The organism is Pseudomonas sihuiensis (genome assembly GCF_900106015.1).
GTDB classification, from domain to species: domain Bacteria; phylum Pseudomonadota; class Gammaproteobacteria; order Pseudomonadales; family Pseudomonadaceae; genus Aquipseudomonas; species Aquipseudomonas sihuiensis.
Genome location: NZ_LT629797.1, coordinates 120565 through 134328 on the forward strand (window position 1 = coordinate 120565; position 13764 = coordinate 134328).

Sequence of the window (13764 nt, forward strand, 5' to 3'; positions counted from 1 at the left end):
ATCGCAGCGCTTGTTGATGCAGGTCAGCCGGGGCCTTTTTCCCGCTGCCTAGACTGCAGGCAAACATTCAGGAGAGCAGCCATGACCCAGCTATTGCCCGACGCCGCCGCCTTGCACCAGCACGCTCAGCAATATCCCGACTTCGCCCGCTGGCAAGCCGGTCACGGACCTATTCAGCATAGCCTGCAGACCAGCGCCGCCGTCTTTCGTCTGGCCCATCAGCTGGTGCAGAGCGGCTTGCAGCCCGACTTGCCGAGCGTCTACCGCCTGTTTCGCGCCCTGGATTCGCTGACCGCAGCCGGCCTCTGGCTGGTGGTGCACATGACCTACGCGCAGCGCGTTCGGCTCGATGGCCAGCCGCTGCAGGCCGCCGACTTCAAGCCGGTGCCGGAAGGTCATACCGGTGGCGCGCTGAACATGGTGCCGGCCTATGCCGGTTACCTGGCGCTTAACGCCCTGACCGGTGAGACACGTGGCTGGTTGATGGGGCAGGGCCATTGCGTGGCAGCAATCGAGGCGCTGAACCTGCTGACCGGCAACCAGCATCCAGAGCAGGCCGCGCGCTACGCTTGTGATGAAGCTGGCATGAGTCGCCTGGCGGCGGACTTCTACGGTTACGCCCAGGCGGCGGATGGCAGCTCTGGCGTGCCGTTGGGCAGTCACGTCAATCCGCATACCGCTGGCGGTATCGCTGAAGGCGGATACCTGGGTTTTGCTGAGCTGCAGTACGCGCATCTGCCATTGCCGGGGGAGAAGCTGGTGGCGTTCCTGTCCGACGGCGCCGCCGAGGAGCAGCGCGGTAGCGACTGGATGCCGCGCTGGTGGCGTGCCGAGGATTGTGGCGTGGCGCTACCGGTGATGATCGCCAACGGCCGGCGTATCGAGCAGCGTACCGAGCTGGGCACGTTGGAGGGCCTGGAAGGGTTTCGTCGGCACCTGCGCGGCTGTGGTTTCGATCCGCTGAGCTTCGATGGGCGTGATCCGGCAGCCTTCGTCTGTGCGCTGTGGGAGATGGAGCAGCGCCTGGCGCATCGAGTGGATGAACTCAATCGCGAGCTGATCGGTTATCCCTTGCCGATGCCCTACGGCATTGCCGAAACCACCAAGGGCTATGGCTTCTTTGGCGCTGGCAGCAACGCCGCTCATAATCTGCCGCTACCGGCCAGCCCGGCTCTCGACGCGCAGGCGCGCGAGCTGTTCAACCAGCATGCTGCGGCCTTGTGGGTAGAACCGCAGACGTTGTCCGATGCCTGCAATCTGTTCGCCAGCCGCAAGGGCCGTGTGCTGGAGCGGGACAATCCGCTGGCCTTGTGTCAGCCGCCTCAGCCCGTGCAGCCGCCGCTGCATTTTCACGATCATGCCTGCTCGCCGATGAGCGCGCTGGATCGTTATTTCGTCGATCTGGTGCGCGCCAACCCGCAGTTGCGGCCGCGTGTCGGCAACCCGGACGAACTGGCCAGCAACCGCCTGGCAGGCGTACTGGCGGCGCTCAGGCATCGTGTCAGCCAGCCGGAGAGCGAGCTGGAGTCGGTGCACGGCGCGGTGATCACCGCGCTCAACGAGGAGGCCGTGGTATCCGTCTGCCTGGCCAACCAGGGCGGGCTCAATCTGGTGGCCAGCTACGAAGCCTTCTGCGTGAAGATGCTCGGCGCCTTTCGTCAGAGTCTGATCTTCGCCCGCCAGCAGAAGGAGGCAGGGCGGCCGGCCGGCTGGCTGGGCTGGCCGCTGGTGGCCACCTCGCACACCTGGGAGAACGGCAAGAACCAGCAATCGCATCAGGACACCACCTTCTGCGAGGCGCTGCTGGGCGAGATGCACGATGTCATGCGCGTGCTGTTGCCGGCCGATCACAACTCGCTGCTGGCCCTGCTGCCGGAGATCTACCAGGCGCGTGGCCGACTGGCCTGCCTGGTGGCGGCCAAGCGTGAACGACCCTGTTTCTTCACGGTCGAACAGGCACAGCAGCTGGCGCGCGACGGTGCCCTGCAGGTCGATGAAGGTGGCGACGGCGAGCCTGTGCTGCTGATCGCCAGTGGCAGCTATCAGTTGAGCGAGATGCGCCGCGCCGCCGTTCGTCTGAGCGAGAAGGGTGTGGCCTGGCGTCTGATTTACTTGCAGGAACCGGGGCGTTTTCGGGCGCCGCGCGATGCCTGGGAGGCCGCCAGCGTGATCAGCGCCGAGCAGCGTGAAGCGCTGTTTCCGGCGGCGTGCTGCCGGCGCGTGCTGCTGACGCACATGCGCCCGGAGGTGGCCGCGGGCCATCTTTGGCCGCTGCTGGGCGACGCCGCCAGCTGTCGGGCGTTGGGCTACCGCAACCGCGGCGGCACCTTCGACGAGGCCGGCATGCTGTTCGCCAATGGCTGCAGTTGGGCGCATGTGCTGCAAGGTGTGGCCGAGGTGCTGGGCGTATCGCCCGATGGCTGGTTGAGCGCTGAGGAACGCGCGGCTCTGGCAGGCAGGGGGGACCCTCGCTGTCTGCGTTGAGCCCACGAAGTGGAGCAACGGGAAGGGAGGGGCAGGTATGCCCAGATTGACGCTGGAGATAAACACGGAGCTGTACCGCATGCTGCAACAGGCTGCGCGTACCAATCACATGAGCATCGAGGACGAGTGCCTGCGCCGCCTGGAGGGCGGCGCGCGGCGCTCACGCTACATGGAGGCACTGCTCGCCGAGCTGCGCGCCGATGAGGCGCAGCGGCGAGCCGGAAGAGGCTGAGTTTTCGCCTGTTTCAGAGACCGCAGTCGCTCTTGTCGAACACCTCGACGGTCACAGGGCGGTTGCTGCGGTACTCGCTGAACTGATAACGCAGCTGGGCGCCCTGCGCCAGCAGGCTGCGATAGCCGGGGTTGCGGCAGACGCTTGCCGCCAGTTGCGTGCGTACGGTGTCCGGGTTGCCGCGCATCTTCGCGGCATGCGCTTCACGCACGCTGAGATGGTTGATCAGCGTGTGGCCTTCCACGGTGTAGCCCTGATCGAGAATGTCCTCGTTGATCGCTCGCGGCGTGCCTTCACTGCTTTGCCGGGCGACCTGCTCCAGGGTACGAGTCAGTTCCATCTCCTTCAGCGATGCTGCCTGAGCAGTGGTAAATGTCAGGCTGAGTGCAAGAGCGGGGAGAATGTAACGCAGCATGGGGTGTAACTCCTGAAAGCGTGGACGAGGGTTGGACAGGACCCTGGGGATAATGTTCGCAGCAATGGCCTTTTGCCTGCGTGAAACAAAGTGTTACCGATAGAGACATGCTGGCCGTTGGCTGCCATCCGTCACCACGACCAAAGGCCGGGGATCGTTGAACAAACCTGCACGTACAGTTTGAGCCGCTGCAGTCGGACGTTGCCAGCACAGACCTGCCTGAAGTCTGTCGCGGGTGTTGAGAAGACTGCGCGGTGTTCAAGCAGCGTGCAGGAGAATAACAATGACAATGCTCTTTCGACGCTGGCCATCGCAGGTGGTGGTCGGCAGTTTACTGGTTTTGCCCGTCGCGCAGGTGCAGGCATCCGGTTATCACTTTGGTTCGCAATCGGTGGCGGCGCAGGGTACGGCGCATGCAAACGGTGCCGAGGCGGCCGATCCTTCGACCATTTTCTACAACCCGGCTGGGTTGGCGCGGCTCAAGGGCACCCAGGTGACCTCGGGTCTGACCATCTTGCTGCCGGACGGCGACTATGAGGACAAGGGAAGCCGCGATGTATTCGGCAATCCTGTATCGGGTGATGCCGGCGAGTTCCTGCCCGATGCTGCCGCGGCACCCAATTTCTACTTCTCCCGCCAGATCAACGATCAGGTGACGATCGGCCTGGGCATCTTCACCCCGTTCGGTGCCAAGCTCGATTACAAGGAGGACTGGGCCGGGCGCTATGGCATCCAGTCAGCCAGCCTGGAGACGGTGACCTTCAACCCGAGCATTGCCTTTCGCTTCAACGAACACCACAGCATCGGCTTCGGCGTTTCGGCGCAGTACATCAAATCGGTGCAGCGCGGGGCGGCGGATGTCAAAGGCGCGTCGCAGCAGTTGGCTGGGCAGTTTGTCGATGCGAACTACGACAGCACCCGCAATGCAGCGGACCCCATTCTAGGGCCTATCGTGGGGGGCATCGCCGGGGTGCCGGTACCGGAGGAAATCACTTCTTGCGGCGGCGTCGCGGATAGAGACGGCTTCGTCGACTGCGTCGCGAGCAACTTCGCCGACAACGTTCAGGGTGACGGCTACTTCCGGGTCAAGGGCGATGACTGGGGTTTTGGCTGGAATATCGGCTACATGTGGGAACCCACCGAGTCGACGCGCTTCGGGGTGTCCTATCGCTCCAACATCAAGCACACCCTGGAAGGTGAGAGCAAATGGAGTTTTGCCGATGTGCAAGGGGGCGTTCCCTCCCCGGATACGTCGCTGGCAGGTGGATCCACGATCCCCATCTTCAAGATCTATGTCCCTCCGACCGACGCCCTGCAGGAACTGTTCGATCAAGGTAACTGGGTCAATCCGGGCGATTTCGCTGCCACCCGCCTACACCCCAACTCCAAGGCCAAGACAGCAATCGATACCCCGGAGATGCTCTCATTCAACGCCTTCCATCAGCTCAACGACAAGGTGGCATTGATGGCGGACCTTACCTTCACCCGCCACTCTCGGCTTGACGAGGTACGTATCGGCATCGATCAGGTTGCCGGTTATCCCTACTTCAACGGCGTGACCGAGGGCGATCTCAGCGTCAAGCAGGACTGGAAGGACACCTACAAGATTTCCCTGGGCATGAACTACCAATACAGCGACGACCTCTTGTTGCGCACCGGGGTGGCGTACGACAAGTCACCCGTCAATTCGACCCAGTTGCGTCATCCGGCGTTTCCCGATGCCGATCGCTACTGGCTGTCCTTCGGTGCCAACTACAAGGTGACCCGTGATACCTCGCTGGACTTCGCCTACAGCTACGTGCAGTTCTCCAGCAGCAAGATGGACTACCAGGACGGCTGCTCGCCGGCCGGCTGGGTGCCAGGTGACGGCGGTCTGTATCAGGACAGCGGCGTGCGCTGCACCGGCAACGGCGGCAATTACACCGGTGAGTACAACACCCACATCCACTTCATCGGCCTGGCGTTGAACCATACCTTCTGATCCATCTGAGCGACGAACGGGGGTGGTAGAATCCCGCCCCCGTTCGCTGCTGCTCCCGCCATGACCCATCCCGCCCCCCATGCCGTTGCCCGTTTGCGCGCAGAGCGCCTGGCGCGCAGCGTCAAACCCTTCATCGCCCGTGGCTCACGCGCCGAGCGCTGCCCTCACTGCCGCGTGCAGCCGACGCATTGCCTGTGCGCCTGGCGCCCGCGCGTGGAGGCGAATGCCGGCATGTGCCTGGTGATGCATGACATCGAGGCGTTGAAGCCGAGCAACACCGGCTGGCTGATCGCCGACGTGGTGCCTGAAACCCACGCCTTCGGCTGGACACGCACTGCGGTCGAGCCGGCGCTGCTGGCGCTGCTGGCCGATCCGCAATGGCAGCCTTATCTGGTCTTTCCCGGCGAATATGTGGCGCCGCAGCGCGTGGTGGAGGAGGTGCGGCTCGCGCCCGGCAAGCGGCCGCTGTTCGTGCTGCTCGATGCCACCTGGACCGAGGCGCGCAAGATGTTTCGCAAGAGCCCCTATCTGGATGCGCTGCCGGTGCTCAGCCTGACGCCTGCGCAGCTGTCACGCTATCGCCTGCGTCGCTCCACCCGTGGCGAGCACCTGTGCACCGCCGAAGTGGCTGCCATGTGCCTGGAACTGGCGGGCGACCTGCGCGCCGGTGAGGCGCTGGACGATTATCTCGACGCGTTCAGCCAGCACTACCTGGCTGCCAAGCGGCGTCTGCCGCTGGATCTCAACGACGCCCTGCATCAGCGTTTGCAATCGTACCGCTGAGCTGGCCTGGCAAGGGCTTGGGCCACAACTGAGCCAGCAGCATGCCGCCGAACATCAGCGCGCAGCCCAGGTAACCGCGCAGCGCCAGCACTTCGCCCAGCAGCAGGGCGCCAGCGATGGCGGCGAACACCGCCTCCAGCGAGAGGATGATCGCCGCGTGCGAGGCGATGGCGTGCTGCTGCGCCACCACCTGCAGGGTGAAGCCGACCGCTACGCCGAACAGGCCGCCGTAGAGAATGGCCGGTGCGGCCTGGAAAATGCCGTTCAGCGTCGCGGTTTCGAAAATGCCTGCCAGCAGCAGGCTGATCACCGCGCAGGTGGCGAACTGGATGAAGGCCAGGCGCAGCGGGTCGTGGCGGCTGGCGAAGAACCCCACCAGCAACACGTGAATACCCCAGACGAAGGCGCCGGCCAGTTGCAGCCAGTCGCCCGAGGCCACGGTAAAGCCTTCGCCGACGCTGAGCAGGAACATGCCGATCACCGCCAGGCTGGCGCCCAGCCAGATGCCGGCGCTGCTGCGCTGGCCGATCAGCAGGCCAAGAATCGGCACCACGATCACGTACAGCCCGGTGATGAAGCCGGAGTTGGTCACCGTGGTGAACAGCAGGCCGACCTGCTGCAGGTTGATCCCCAGAGACAGTGCCAGACCCATGACCACGCCGCCGGCCAGCAGGTTGCGGTTCAACGGTGCGGCAGCACGCTGCTGGCGACGTTGCAGTAAAGCCAGCACCGGCAGCAGCGCCAGGCAGGCGAGGGCGAAGCGCAGGCCGGTGTAAAGGAAGGGGCCAATGCTGTCCATGCCCAGGCGCTGGGCGACGAAGGCGCTGCCCCAGATCATCGCGGTAATCAGCATCAACAGGTCGGCGCGCAGGGCTTGGCTTCGCATGGAAGTATCTCGGCGGGAAAAGCAGCGCATGCTGCCGCAAAGCGCGAAGCTTGACCACCCCGTCACAGCTCGGCATGCTGAGCCCCGCCGTCGGTCCGAGTGGGGAGTCTGTGATGCTCAATGAGCAGGCTTGAGCGGGTCGTCAGGCGAAAAGCACTGCCATACTCACCTCAGTGCCACTTATAACAAGAACAGGATCTGCCAATGGCCGCCTACGAAATCCTGATTGCCGACGACCATCCGCTGTTTCGCAGCGCGCTACAACAAGCATTGACCCTGGGCTTGGGACCTGAAGTGCGTCTGGTAGAAGCTGCCAGCATCGCCGAGCTTGAAGGCCACCTGGCCGCCAAGAGTGATTGGGACCTGGTCCTGCTCGATCTCAACATGCCCGGTGCCTATGGTTTCTCCGGCCTCGTGCTGCTGCGCGGGCAGTACCCGCAGATTCCTGTGGTGATGATCTCCGCTCAGGAAGAGGCGTCCGTGGTCAACCGCTCCCGTGAGTTCGGCGCCAGTGGCTTCATCCCCAAATCCAGCCCGCTGGAAACCTTGCAGCAAGCGGTGCGACATGTACTCGATGGTGACACCTGGTGGCCACCGTTGGCCGAGGAGGGGGCGCCGGTTTCCGCCGAGGCCAAGGCGGCCAGTGCCGGCCTGGCCAGCCTGACACCGCAGCAGTTTCGTGTGTTGACCATGGTCTGCGAAGGGCTGTTGAACAAGCAGATTGCCTACGAGTTGAGCGTCTCCGAGGCGACGGTCAAGGCGCATGTGACGGCGATTTTCCGCAAGCTGGGCGTGCGCACCCGCACCCAGGCGGCGTTGCTGTTGCAGCAGATGGAATCGATCCCCGCGCAGTGAGCTGCGCTGCGTTGAAAGCAAGCTCGGCTTGCTCATTTGCAGCCAGTAAACTGCGCAGCCTCACTTGCTCTCGCCTTGTATCCCTCTAGCTCGCGATCTCGTAGATAGGTTCTCGCGCAGCGGATGCAGTAAGCTGCGCGCCTCTTCCAGTAGGGGTGAGGCGCATGTCGCCATTCAAGGGCCAAACCGGCCTGAAACGTATCCTCAATGCCGCCAGCTATTCGCTCGATGGCCTGCGCGCTGCGTTCTTCGGCGAGGCAGCCTTTCGCCAGCTGGTGTTGCTCAATCTGGTGCTGATTCCATCGGCTTTCCTGCTCGACGTCAGTCGTGGCGAGCGCGCGTTGATGGTGGCCGTGTGTCTGCTGGCACTGATCGTCGAGCTGCTCAATTCGGCCATCGAGGCAGCCATCGATCGCATTTCCCTGGAGCGCCACCCGCTGTCGAAGAACGCCAAGGACATGGGCAGCGCCGCGCAGTTCGTCGCGTTGGGCATGATCGCCTCGGTGTGGGCAATCATCCTCTTGAACTGACGCTCAGATGATCGGTGGTAGGACGATCTGATCGCTGCGACTGACTCCGGCCGTCAGTGCGCGACACTGTTCGAGAAACTCGCGCATCGCTGCTGTCTGGTACTTCTGCTTGTGCCAGATGAAGTAGAACTGCCGGCGCAGGTCCAGTTCCGGAGTTTCCACCGGCATCAGGCTGCCGCGACGAAAGGCATCGCGCAGCGCCAGGCGTGAGATGCAGCCGATGCCCAGGCCGGATTCCACGGCGCGCTTGATCGCCTCGGTGTGTTCCAGCTCCAGGCGGATATTCAGGTTGCGCGGGTGATGACGCATGGCTTGGTCGAAGGTCAGCCGCGTGCCCGAGCCCTGTTCACGCAGAATCCAGGCTTCATGCGTCAGCTCTTCCAGGCTGGCACTGCCGCGCTGGGCCAGTGGGTGTTGTGGCGCGCAGAACACCACCAGTTCGTCCTCGACCCAGGGCTGCACCTCGATATCCGGGTGCTGGCAGTCGCCTTCGATCAAGCCCAGGTCCAGCTCGTAGTGAGCTATCTGTTGCACCACATGAGCGGTGTTATGCACCTGTAGCTTCACCCGGCATTCGGGGTGGTGCTGCATGAAACTGCCAATCAGCAGGGTGGCCAGATAGTTGCCCACGGTCAGGGTGGCACCGACGTGCAGTGAGCCATAACCGCTCTTGCCACCCAGCAGGCGTTCGATTTCGCGCGCCTGGTCGATCAGGGCCACGGCCTCGGGCAGTAGCTGTCGGCCCAGGGCATTGAGCGCCAGACGCTTGCCGGCGCGATCGAACAGCTGGCAGTCGGATTGGCGTTCCAGTTCGGTCAGCGAAGTGCTGGTCGCAGACTGCGACAATGCGAGCGATTGCGCGGCGCGCGAGACGCTTTCATGCTGCGCCACGGCGACGAATACCTGAAGTTGTCTGAGAGTAAATCGCATATCGATATAACCGATAACCTATATCTTGATAATCCACTTAACAGATATTGTTGCCGCGAATAGAATGCCGCGCAATCGCGCCTTTGGCGCTGAAGTTCTTCGAGGAAATCATCATGAGCAATATGAACGTCGAGCGCGTGCTCAGCGTCCACCACTGGAACGATACGCTGTTCAGCTTCAAGTGCACCCGTGATCCGGGCCTGCGCTTCGAGAATGGTCAGTTCGTGATGATCGGTCTGCAGCAGGACAATGGCCGCCCGCTGATGCGCGCCTACTCCATCGCCAGCCCGAACTGGGAAGAGCATCTGGAATTCTTCAGCATCAAGGTGCCGGACGGTCCGCTGACCTCGCAGCTGCAGCACCTGAAGGAAGGCGACGAGATCATCATCAGCAAGAAGCCCACCGGCACGCTGGTGCTCGATGATCTCAACCCCGGCAAGCACCTCTATCTGCTCAGCACCGGCACCGGTCTGGCACCGTTCATGAGCGTGATCCAGGACCCGGAAACCTACGAGCGCTTCGAGAAGGTGATCCTGGTTCACGGCGTGCGCTACGTGAACGAAGTGGCCTACCGCGAGTTCATCACTGAGCACCTGCCGCAGAACGAATTCTTCGGTGATGCCCTGAAGGACAAGCTGATCTACTACCCGACCGTGACCCGCGAGCCATTCGAGAACCAGGGCCGTCTGACCGACCTGATGCGCAGCGGCAAACTGTTCGCCGATATCGGCCTGCCGCCGATCAACCCGCAGGACGACCGCGCCATGATCTGTGGCAGCCCGAGCATGCTCGACGAAACCAGCGAAGTGCTCGACAGCTTCGGTCTTAAGATCTCCCCGCGCATGCGTGAGCCGGGGGATTACCTGATCGAGCGTGCCTTCGTCGAGAAGTAAGCCGTCGATCTGCTGCGCGTCGGCCCTGCTGCGTTAAAAACAGGCTCGGCAGGCCGCTTGCGGCCAACGCACTTTAGTGCGGCCCCGTAGGGGCGAGCGAAGCGAGTCATGCTCATGTGCTACAGCACACTCCGCTTTCTCGCCTGTTTTTGTGGGGCCGCCATCGGTATTGCATGACTCTAGCTCGCGAGATCGAATGAAAAGCCGCCCAATTGGGCGGCTTTGTCGTTCGTGGGGCTCGTAGCCCGGATGCAATCCGGGGAGGGCGTATAGCAATCTCCCTGATTGCATCCGGGCTACGGGTTACATCGGTGTCTTAAAGACGCTTGGCGTCGATGATCAGCACTGGCTCGCGCGGTACGTTCTGGTGCATGCCGCGGTTGCCGGTGGGGACCTGGGCGATCTTGTCCACCACGTCCATGCCACGGGTCACCTTGCCGAACACTGCGTAACCGAAGTCGCGCGAGCCGTGGTCGAGGAAGGCGTTGTCCTTGTGGTTGATGAAGAACTGGCTGGTGGCCGAATCGCGTACCTGCGTGCGAGCCATGGCCAGGGTGCCACGGACGTTGTGCAGGCCATTGTCGGCCTCGTTCTTGATCGGTGCGTCGGTGTCCTTCTGGCGCATGTCGGCATCGAAACCGCCGCCCTGGACCATGAAACCTGGAATTACCCGATGGAACTGGGTACCGGCATAGAAGCCACTGTCGACGTACTTGAGGAAGTTCTGCGTGCTGATCGGCGCCTTGTCGGCGGCCAGTTCGATTTCCACTTCGCCGAGGCTGGTGGTCAGCAACACCTTGGGGTTTTCCGCGGCGAGCAGACTGGTCGACAGCAGCAGGGCGCCGGTGGCGAGAACGAGTTGCTTGAGCATGATGGTCAGTTTTCCTTGTTGGCAGTCTCGCCGAGAAAGGCGAGCAGGGCGTTATTAAAGCGTTCCGGTTGATCCAGTGGTGTGGCATGGCGCGAATTTTCGATCACCAGCAGGCGCGCGTTGGGCATTTCTGCCACGTACTCGCGCTTGCGTTCAACAGGCGTGTAGTCGTGGTCGGCGCTGATCACCAGGGTAGGACAGGTGATGCGATCGAGGCGTTCCCGCACGCCCCAGCCGATGATCGCGTCGAGGCTGGCGAGGTAGGCACGCTTGTCGTTCTGCGGCCAGCGTTCTTCGATCTTGCGCCGCAATTCGGCCTGCTCGGGCTTGGGGAACAGCAACTTGCCCAGCGCCTTGGCGATGGTATCCAGGCTGAGCAGGCGCGACAGCGTCCAGCGCTTGCCAATTTCCAGCCAGTCCCGCGCACTCTTGGCCTTCACCTCCGGGCCGCTGTTGACGATGGTCAGGCTGCGCAACAGCTCGGGGCGGTCGACGCCAAGCTGGAAGCCGATCATGCCGCCCATGGAGATGCCCACCAGATGCACCGGGGGCAGTTGCAGGTGTTCGATCAGGGCGGCGACATCCTCGGCGAAGTCGGCGATGCGATAAGCCTCGCGTGGTTTGTCCGAGCGGCCATGGCCGCGCACGTCCAGTGCCAGAACCCGGTAATGCTGGGCGAGCACGGGAATCTGGTATTCCCAGTCGCGCGTGCTCGAACCCAGGCCATGCACCAGCAGCAGCGGCGCGCCGTGGCCATAGTCCTCGTAATGCAGCTGGCAGCCGTCGTTGTCGAAGTAGGGCATGGCGGGGCTCTCAGTTGGTCGACTGTGGTGCGGCGAAGGGCGCGTCCAGAGGGGCGGCATCGAAGTTCTTGATCAGCTCAATGAGAATCTGCGTGGCCGGGCCGAGCACGCGTTCCTTGTTGCTGTAGAGAAAGAAGCGCGGTTTGCGGATAGCACCCTGAGTCAGGGGCAGAGGTTTCAGCAGACCATCCTGCAGTTCACGGACGATCAGATGGCGCGGCAGCCAGGCGAAGCCCAGGCCGCTGCTGACGAAGGTGCGTGCGGTCGGCAGGCTACCTACCGTCCAGCGCTGCTCCGCGCCGAGCCAGCCGGCGTCGCGCGGCTGCAGTCGGCCACTGTCGCGGGTGACCACCTGCATCTGGCCTTCCAGATCCTGGAAGCTCAGCTCACGTTGCAGGCGGTGCAGTGGGTGTTCCGGGTTGGCGACGGCGACGAATTCCACTTCACCCAGTTCGATGCCGAGGTGGCCAGTGATGTTCAGCGCGCTGATGGCCAAGTCGGCGGTGCCTTCGAGCAGCACTTCCTCGACCCCGGACAGCACCTCCTCACGCAGGCGCACACGGCAGCCGCGGCTCTGCGGCATGAAGGCGGTCAGGGCGCGGACGAGGTTGGCGGTGGGGTAGGCGGCATCCACCACCAGGCGCACCTCGGCTTCCCAGCCCTGTTCCATGTGGTGAGCCAGATCTTCCAGCTGGCTGGCCTGCTTGACCAGTTGCCGCGAGCGGCGCAGCAGCACGTCGCCTGCCTCGGTGAGCACGGCTTTGCGCCCGTCGATGCGCAGCAGCGGTACGCCGAGCTGTTCCTGCATGCGCGCCACGGTATAGCTGACCGAGGATTGCGAGCGGTGCAGTACGTCGGCAGCCTGGGCGAAACCGCCCTGATCCACCACGGCCTGCAGCGTGCGCCATTGATCCAGGGTTACACGAGGAGCTTTCATCACATCATCCTGCTTGAGTCGGCTGTTATCGCCGACGATCTCCACCTACACTGGCGATCCCATGTTGGAGAGCACCGATGAAAAAAATAATCTGCTTGCTGTTCGCCTTTCTACCGCTGGCCGCCCATGCCTATCCCATCGAGGTGGAAAAACAGTTCAACGGCGCCGAGGTCTCCGCGACCACTCAGGAAATCGACCACAACATGGCGGCGCTGATGCTCTACAACTATGGCCAGAGCGAGGCTGAGTGCAGTGCGGTGTTCCGCAATGGCCCCGAAGCGCCACGTACCCGGCGTACCGTGTTGGCGCCTGGCGCCAGCAACAACATGACGGTCAAGTTCACCCGTAGCGTGATTCGCCTGCGGATCAACCTGACCTGCAACCTGAAGTGATGAAAGCCTAGATGCGATGGCTCGATAAATCAATTTAGTCGATATATGTAAGCGGATATTTGCGCTTTTTAATCGAAAGTCGTATCTCTACTCTGTGTTCCATCGACTCGTAACCACCTCGATGGAGCCTCAGACATGTCCCGTATTCTCGTAATCGAAAGCAGCGCCCGCCAGCAAGGTTCGGTCTCCCGCGAACTGGCCCAGCAATTCATCGCCAACTGGCAGGCTGCGCACCCGGCTGATCAGGTCCAAGTGCGTGATCTGGCGGCCGAGCCGGTACCGCATCTCGACGCCACGCTGCTGGGTGGCTGGATGACTCCGAGCGAGCAGCAGAACGATGCCGAGAAGGCTGCCCTGGCCCGCTCCAATCAACTCACCGATGAGTTGCTGGCTGCCGATGTGCTGGTGCTGGCTGCGCCGATGTACAACTTTGCCATCCCCAGTACCCTCAAGGCCTGGCTGGATCACGTGCTGCGCGCCGGCGTCACCTTCAAGTACACCGAAACCGGCCCTCAGGGCCTGCTGACCGGCAAGCGTGCCTTCGTGCTCACCGCACGTGGTGGTATCTACGCCGGTAGCGCGCTGGATCATCAGGAGCCCTACCTGCGCCAGGCACTGGCCTTCATCGGTATCCATGACGTGCAGTTCATCCATGCCGAAGGCCTGAACCTGGGCGCCGAGTTCAGCGAAAAAGGCCTGGCCAAGGCCAAGGCCAAGCTGGCTGAAGTGGCCTGATGCCGATCCGACTCTCCTGAGCGCCCGCTAGTGGGCG

At 63.0% G+C, this 13764-nt stretch carries 15 protein-coding genes; 9 read left to right on the forward strand and 6 right to left on the reverse strand.

Annotated features, from left to right (window positions below; translation table 11 throughout):
* The first annotated feature begins 81 nt into the window (after nt 1–81).
* Entirely contained in the window at nt 82–2484 is a 2403-nt protein-coding gene (locus tag BLT86_RS00640; RefSeq protein ID WP_092374178.1) for a phosphoketolase family protein, read from the forward strand.
* A 37-nt stretch (nt 2485–2521) separates the two neighbouring features.
* Nucleotides 2522–2716 carry a hypothetical protein gene (locus BLT86_RS00645; RefSeq protein ID WP_003241703.1) on the forward strand — a complete coding sequence of 65 codons (195 nt, stop codon included), beginning with the start codon at nt 2522–2524 and terminating at the stop codon, nt 2714–2716.
* Between the two features lie 13 nt (nt 2717–2729).
* On the opposite strand, the gene BLT86_RS00650 is transcribed toward BLT86_RS00645, so the two are convergent.
* Nucleotides 2730–3131, reverse strand: a complete 402-nt coding sequence (locus tag BLT86_RS00650) for a quorum-sensing-regulated virulence factor family protein (protein WP_092374181.1) — start codon at nt 3129–3131, stop codon at nt 2730–2732.
* A 283-nt stretch (nt 3132–3414) separates the two neighbouring features.
* Here BLT86_RS00650 and BLT86_RS00655 point away from each other — a divergent pair, with 283 nt between their 5' ends.
* Together BLT86_RS00655 and BLT86_RS00660 are read left to right on the forward strand one after the other, a co-directional pair.
* The gene (locus BLT86_RS00655; protein WP_092374184.1) at nt 3415–5112 is read left to right on the forward strand and encodes an OmpP1/FadL family transporter; all 1698 of its coding nucleotides are present in this window, start codon (nt 3415–3417) and stop codon (nt 5110–5112) included.
* Between the two features lie 60 nt (nt 5113–5172).
* Nucleotides 5173–5895: a tRNA-uridine aminocarboxypropyltransferase gene (locus BLT86_RS00660; RefSeq protein ID WP_092374188.1), complete on the forward strand. Its 723-nt coding sequence runs from the start codon at nt 5173–5175 to the stop codon at nt 5893–5895.
* Here the strand turns inward: BLT86_RS00660 and BLT86_RS00665 are convergent.
* The gene (locus BLT86_RS00665) at nt 5855–6781 is read right to left on the reverse strand and encodes a DMT family transporter (RefSeq protein ID WP_092374192.1); all 927 of its coding nucleotides are present in this window, start codon (nt 6779–6781) and stop codon (nt 5855–5857) included. The genes BLT86_RS00660 and BLT86_RS00665 overlap by 41 nt on opposite strands.
* A gap of 204 nt (nt 6782–6985) precedes the next feature.
* On the opposite strand from BLT86_RS00665, the gene erdR reads away from it, so the two are divergent.
* Nucleotides 6986–7636 carry a response regulator transcription factor ErdR gene (gene erdR, locus BLT86_RS00670; RefSeq protein WP_017677940.1) on the forward strand — a complete coding sequence of 217 codons (651 nt, stop codon included), beginning with the start codon at nt 6986–6988 and terminating at the stop codon, nt 7634–7636.
* A gap of 164 nt (nt 7637–7800) precedes the next feature.
* Nucleotides 7801–8166: a diacylglycerol kinase gene (locus BLT86_RS00675; protein WP_017677939.1), complete on the forward strand. Its 366-nt coding sequence runs from the start codon at nt 7801–7803 to the stop codon at nt 8164–8166.
* 3 nt (nt 8167–8169) lie between these two features.
* Here the strand turns inward: BLT86_RS00675 and BLT86_RS00680 are convergent, their stop codons facing one another.
* Nucleotides 8170–9096, reverse strand: coding sequence for a LysR family transcriptional regulator (locus BLT86_RS00680; protein ID WP_026088664.1), 927 nt, complete (start codon nt 9094–9096; stop codon nt 8170–8172).
* Between the two features lie 113 nt (nt 9097–9209).
* On the opposite strand from BLT86_RS00680, the gene fpr reads away from it, so the two are divergent.
* Nucleotides 9210–9989, forward strand: a complete 780-nt coding sequence (gene fpr, locus BLT86_RS00685; RefSeq protein ID WP_026041990.1) for a ferredoxin-NADP reductase — start codon at nt 9210–9212, stop codon at nt 9987–9989.
* Between the two features lie 316 nt (nt 9990–10305).
* Here the strand turns inward: fpr and BLT86_RS00690 are convergent, their stop codons facing one another.
* From BLT86_RS00690 to BLT86_RS00700, 3 genes are read right to left on the reverse strand one after another with little or no spacing between them, the layout of a single operon-like run.
* The gene (locus BLT86_RS00690; protein ID WP_017677937.1) at nt 10306–10860 is read right to left on the reverse strand and encodes a peptidylprolyl isomerase A; all 555 of its coding nucleotides are present in this window, start codon (nt 10858–10860) and stop codon (nt 10306–10308) included.
* A 5-nt stretch (nt 10861–10865) separates the two neighbouring features.
* Nucleotides 10866–11663, reverse strand: a complete 798-nt coding sequence (locus BLT86_RS00695) for an alpha/beta fold hydrolase (RefSeq protein ID WP_017677936.1) — start codon at nt 11661–11663, stop codon at nt 10866–10868.
* Nucleotides 11664–11673: 10 nt separating this feature from the next.
* Nucleotides 11674–12600 carry a LysR family transcriptional regulator gene (locus BLT86_RS00700; RefSeq protein WP_017677935.1) on the reverse strand — a complete coding sequence of 309 codons (927 nt, stop codon included), beginning with the start codon at nt 12598–12600 and terminating at the stop codon, nt 11674–11676.
* A 77-nt stretch (nt 12601–12677) separates the two neighbouring features.
* On the opposite strand from BLT86_RS00700, the gene BLT86_RS00705 reads away from it, so the two are divergent.
* Together BLT86_RS00705 and BLT86_RS00710 are read left to right on the forward strand one after the other, a co-directional pair.
* Nucleotides 12678–12992, forward strand: a complete 315-nt coding sequence (locus BLT86_RS00705) for a hypothetical protein (protein ID WP_021488364.1) — start codon at nt 12678–12680, stop codon at nt 12990–12992.
* 135 nt (nt 12993–13127) lie between these two features.
* Nucleotides 13128–13727 carry an FMN-dependent NADH-azoreductase gene (locus BLT86_RS00710; RefSeq protein WP_092374195.1) on the forward strand — a complete coding sequence of 200 codons (600 nt, stop codon included), beginning with the start codon at nt 13128–13130 and terminating at the stop codon, nt 13725–13727.
* Nucleotides 13728–13764 lie beyond the last annotated feature (37 nt).

Coding starts and splice junctions, on each gene's coding strand:
- BLT86_RS00640 (WP_092374178.1), top strand. CDS start 82: ATGACCCAGCTATTGCCCGACGCCGCCGCCTTGCACCAGCACGCTCAG.
- BLT86_RS00645 (WP_003241703.1), top strand. CDS start 2,522: ATGCCCAGATTGACGCTGGAGATAAACACGGAGCTGTACCGCATGCTG.
- BLT86_RS00650 (WP_092374181.1), bottom strand. CDS start 3,131: ATGCTGCGTTACATTCTCCCCGCTCTTGCACTCAGCCTGACATTTACC.
- BLT86_RS00655 (WP_092374184.1), top strand. CDS start 3,415: ATGACAATGCTCTTTCGACGCTGGCCATCGCAGGTGGTGGTCGGCAGT.
- BLT86_RS00660 (WP_092374188.1), top strand. CDS start 5,173: ATGACCCATCCCGCCCCCCATGCCGTTGCCCGTTTGCGCGCAGAGCGC.
- BLT86_RS00665 (WP_092374192.1), bottom strand. CDS start 6,781: ATGCGAAGCCAAGCCCTGCGCGCCGACCTGTTGATGCTGATTACCGCG.
- erdR (WP_017677940.1), top strand. CDS start 6,986: ATGGCCGCCTACGAAATCCTGATTGCCGACGACCATCCGCTGTTTCGC.
- BLT86_RS00675 (WP_017677939.1), top strand. CDS start 7,801: ATGTCGCCATTCAAGGGCCAAACCGGCCTGAAACGTATCCTCAATGCC.
- BLT86_RS00680 (WP_026088664.1), bottom strand. CDS start 9,096: ATGCGATTTACTCTCAGACAACTTCAGGTATTCGTCGCCGTGGCGCAG.
- fpr (WP_026041990.1), top strand. CDS start 9,210: ATGAGCAATATGAACGTCGAGCGCGTGCTCAGCGTCCACCACTGGAAC.
- BLT86_RS00690 (WP_017677937.1), bottom strand. CDS start 10,860: ATGCTCAAGCAACTCGTTCTCGCCACCGGCGCCCTGCTGCTGTCGACC.
- BLT86_RS00695 (WP_017677936.1), bottom strand. CDS start 11,663: ATGCCCTACTTCGACAACGACGGCTGCCAGCTGCATTACGAGGACTAT.
- BLT86_RS00700 (WP_017677935.1), bottom strand. CDS start 12,600: ATGAAAGCTCCTCGTGTAACCCTGGATCAATGGCGCACGCTGCAGGCC.
- BLT86_RS00705 (WP_021488364.1), top strand. CDS start 12,678: ATGAAAAAAATAATCTGCTTGCTGTTCGCCTTTCTACCGCTGGCCGCC.
- BLT86_RS00710 (WP_092374195.1), top strand. CDS start 13,128: ATGTCCCGTATTCTCGTAATCGAAAGCAGCGCCCGCCAGCAAGGTTCG.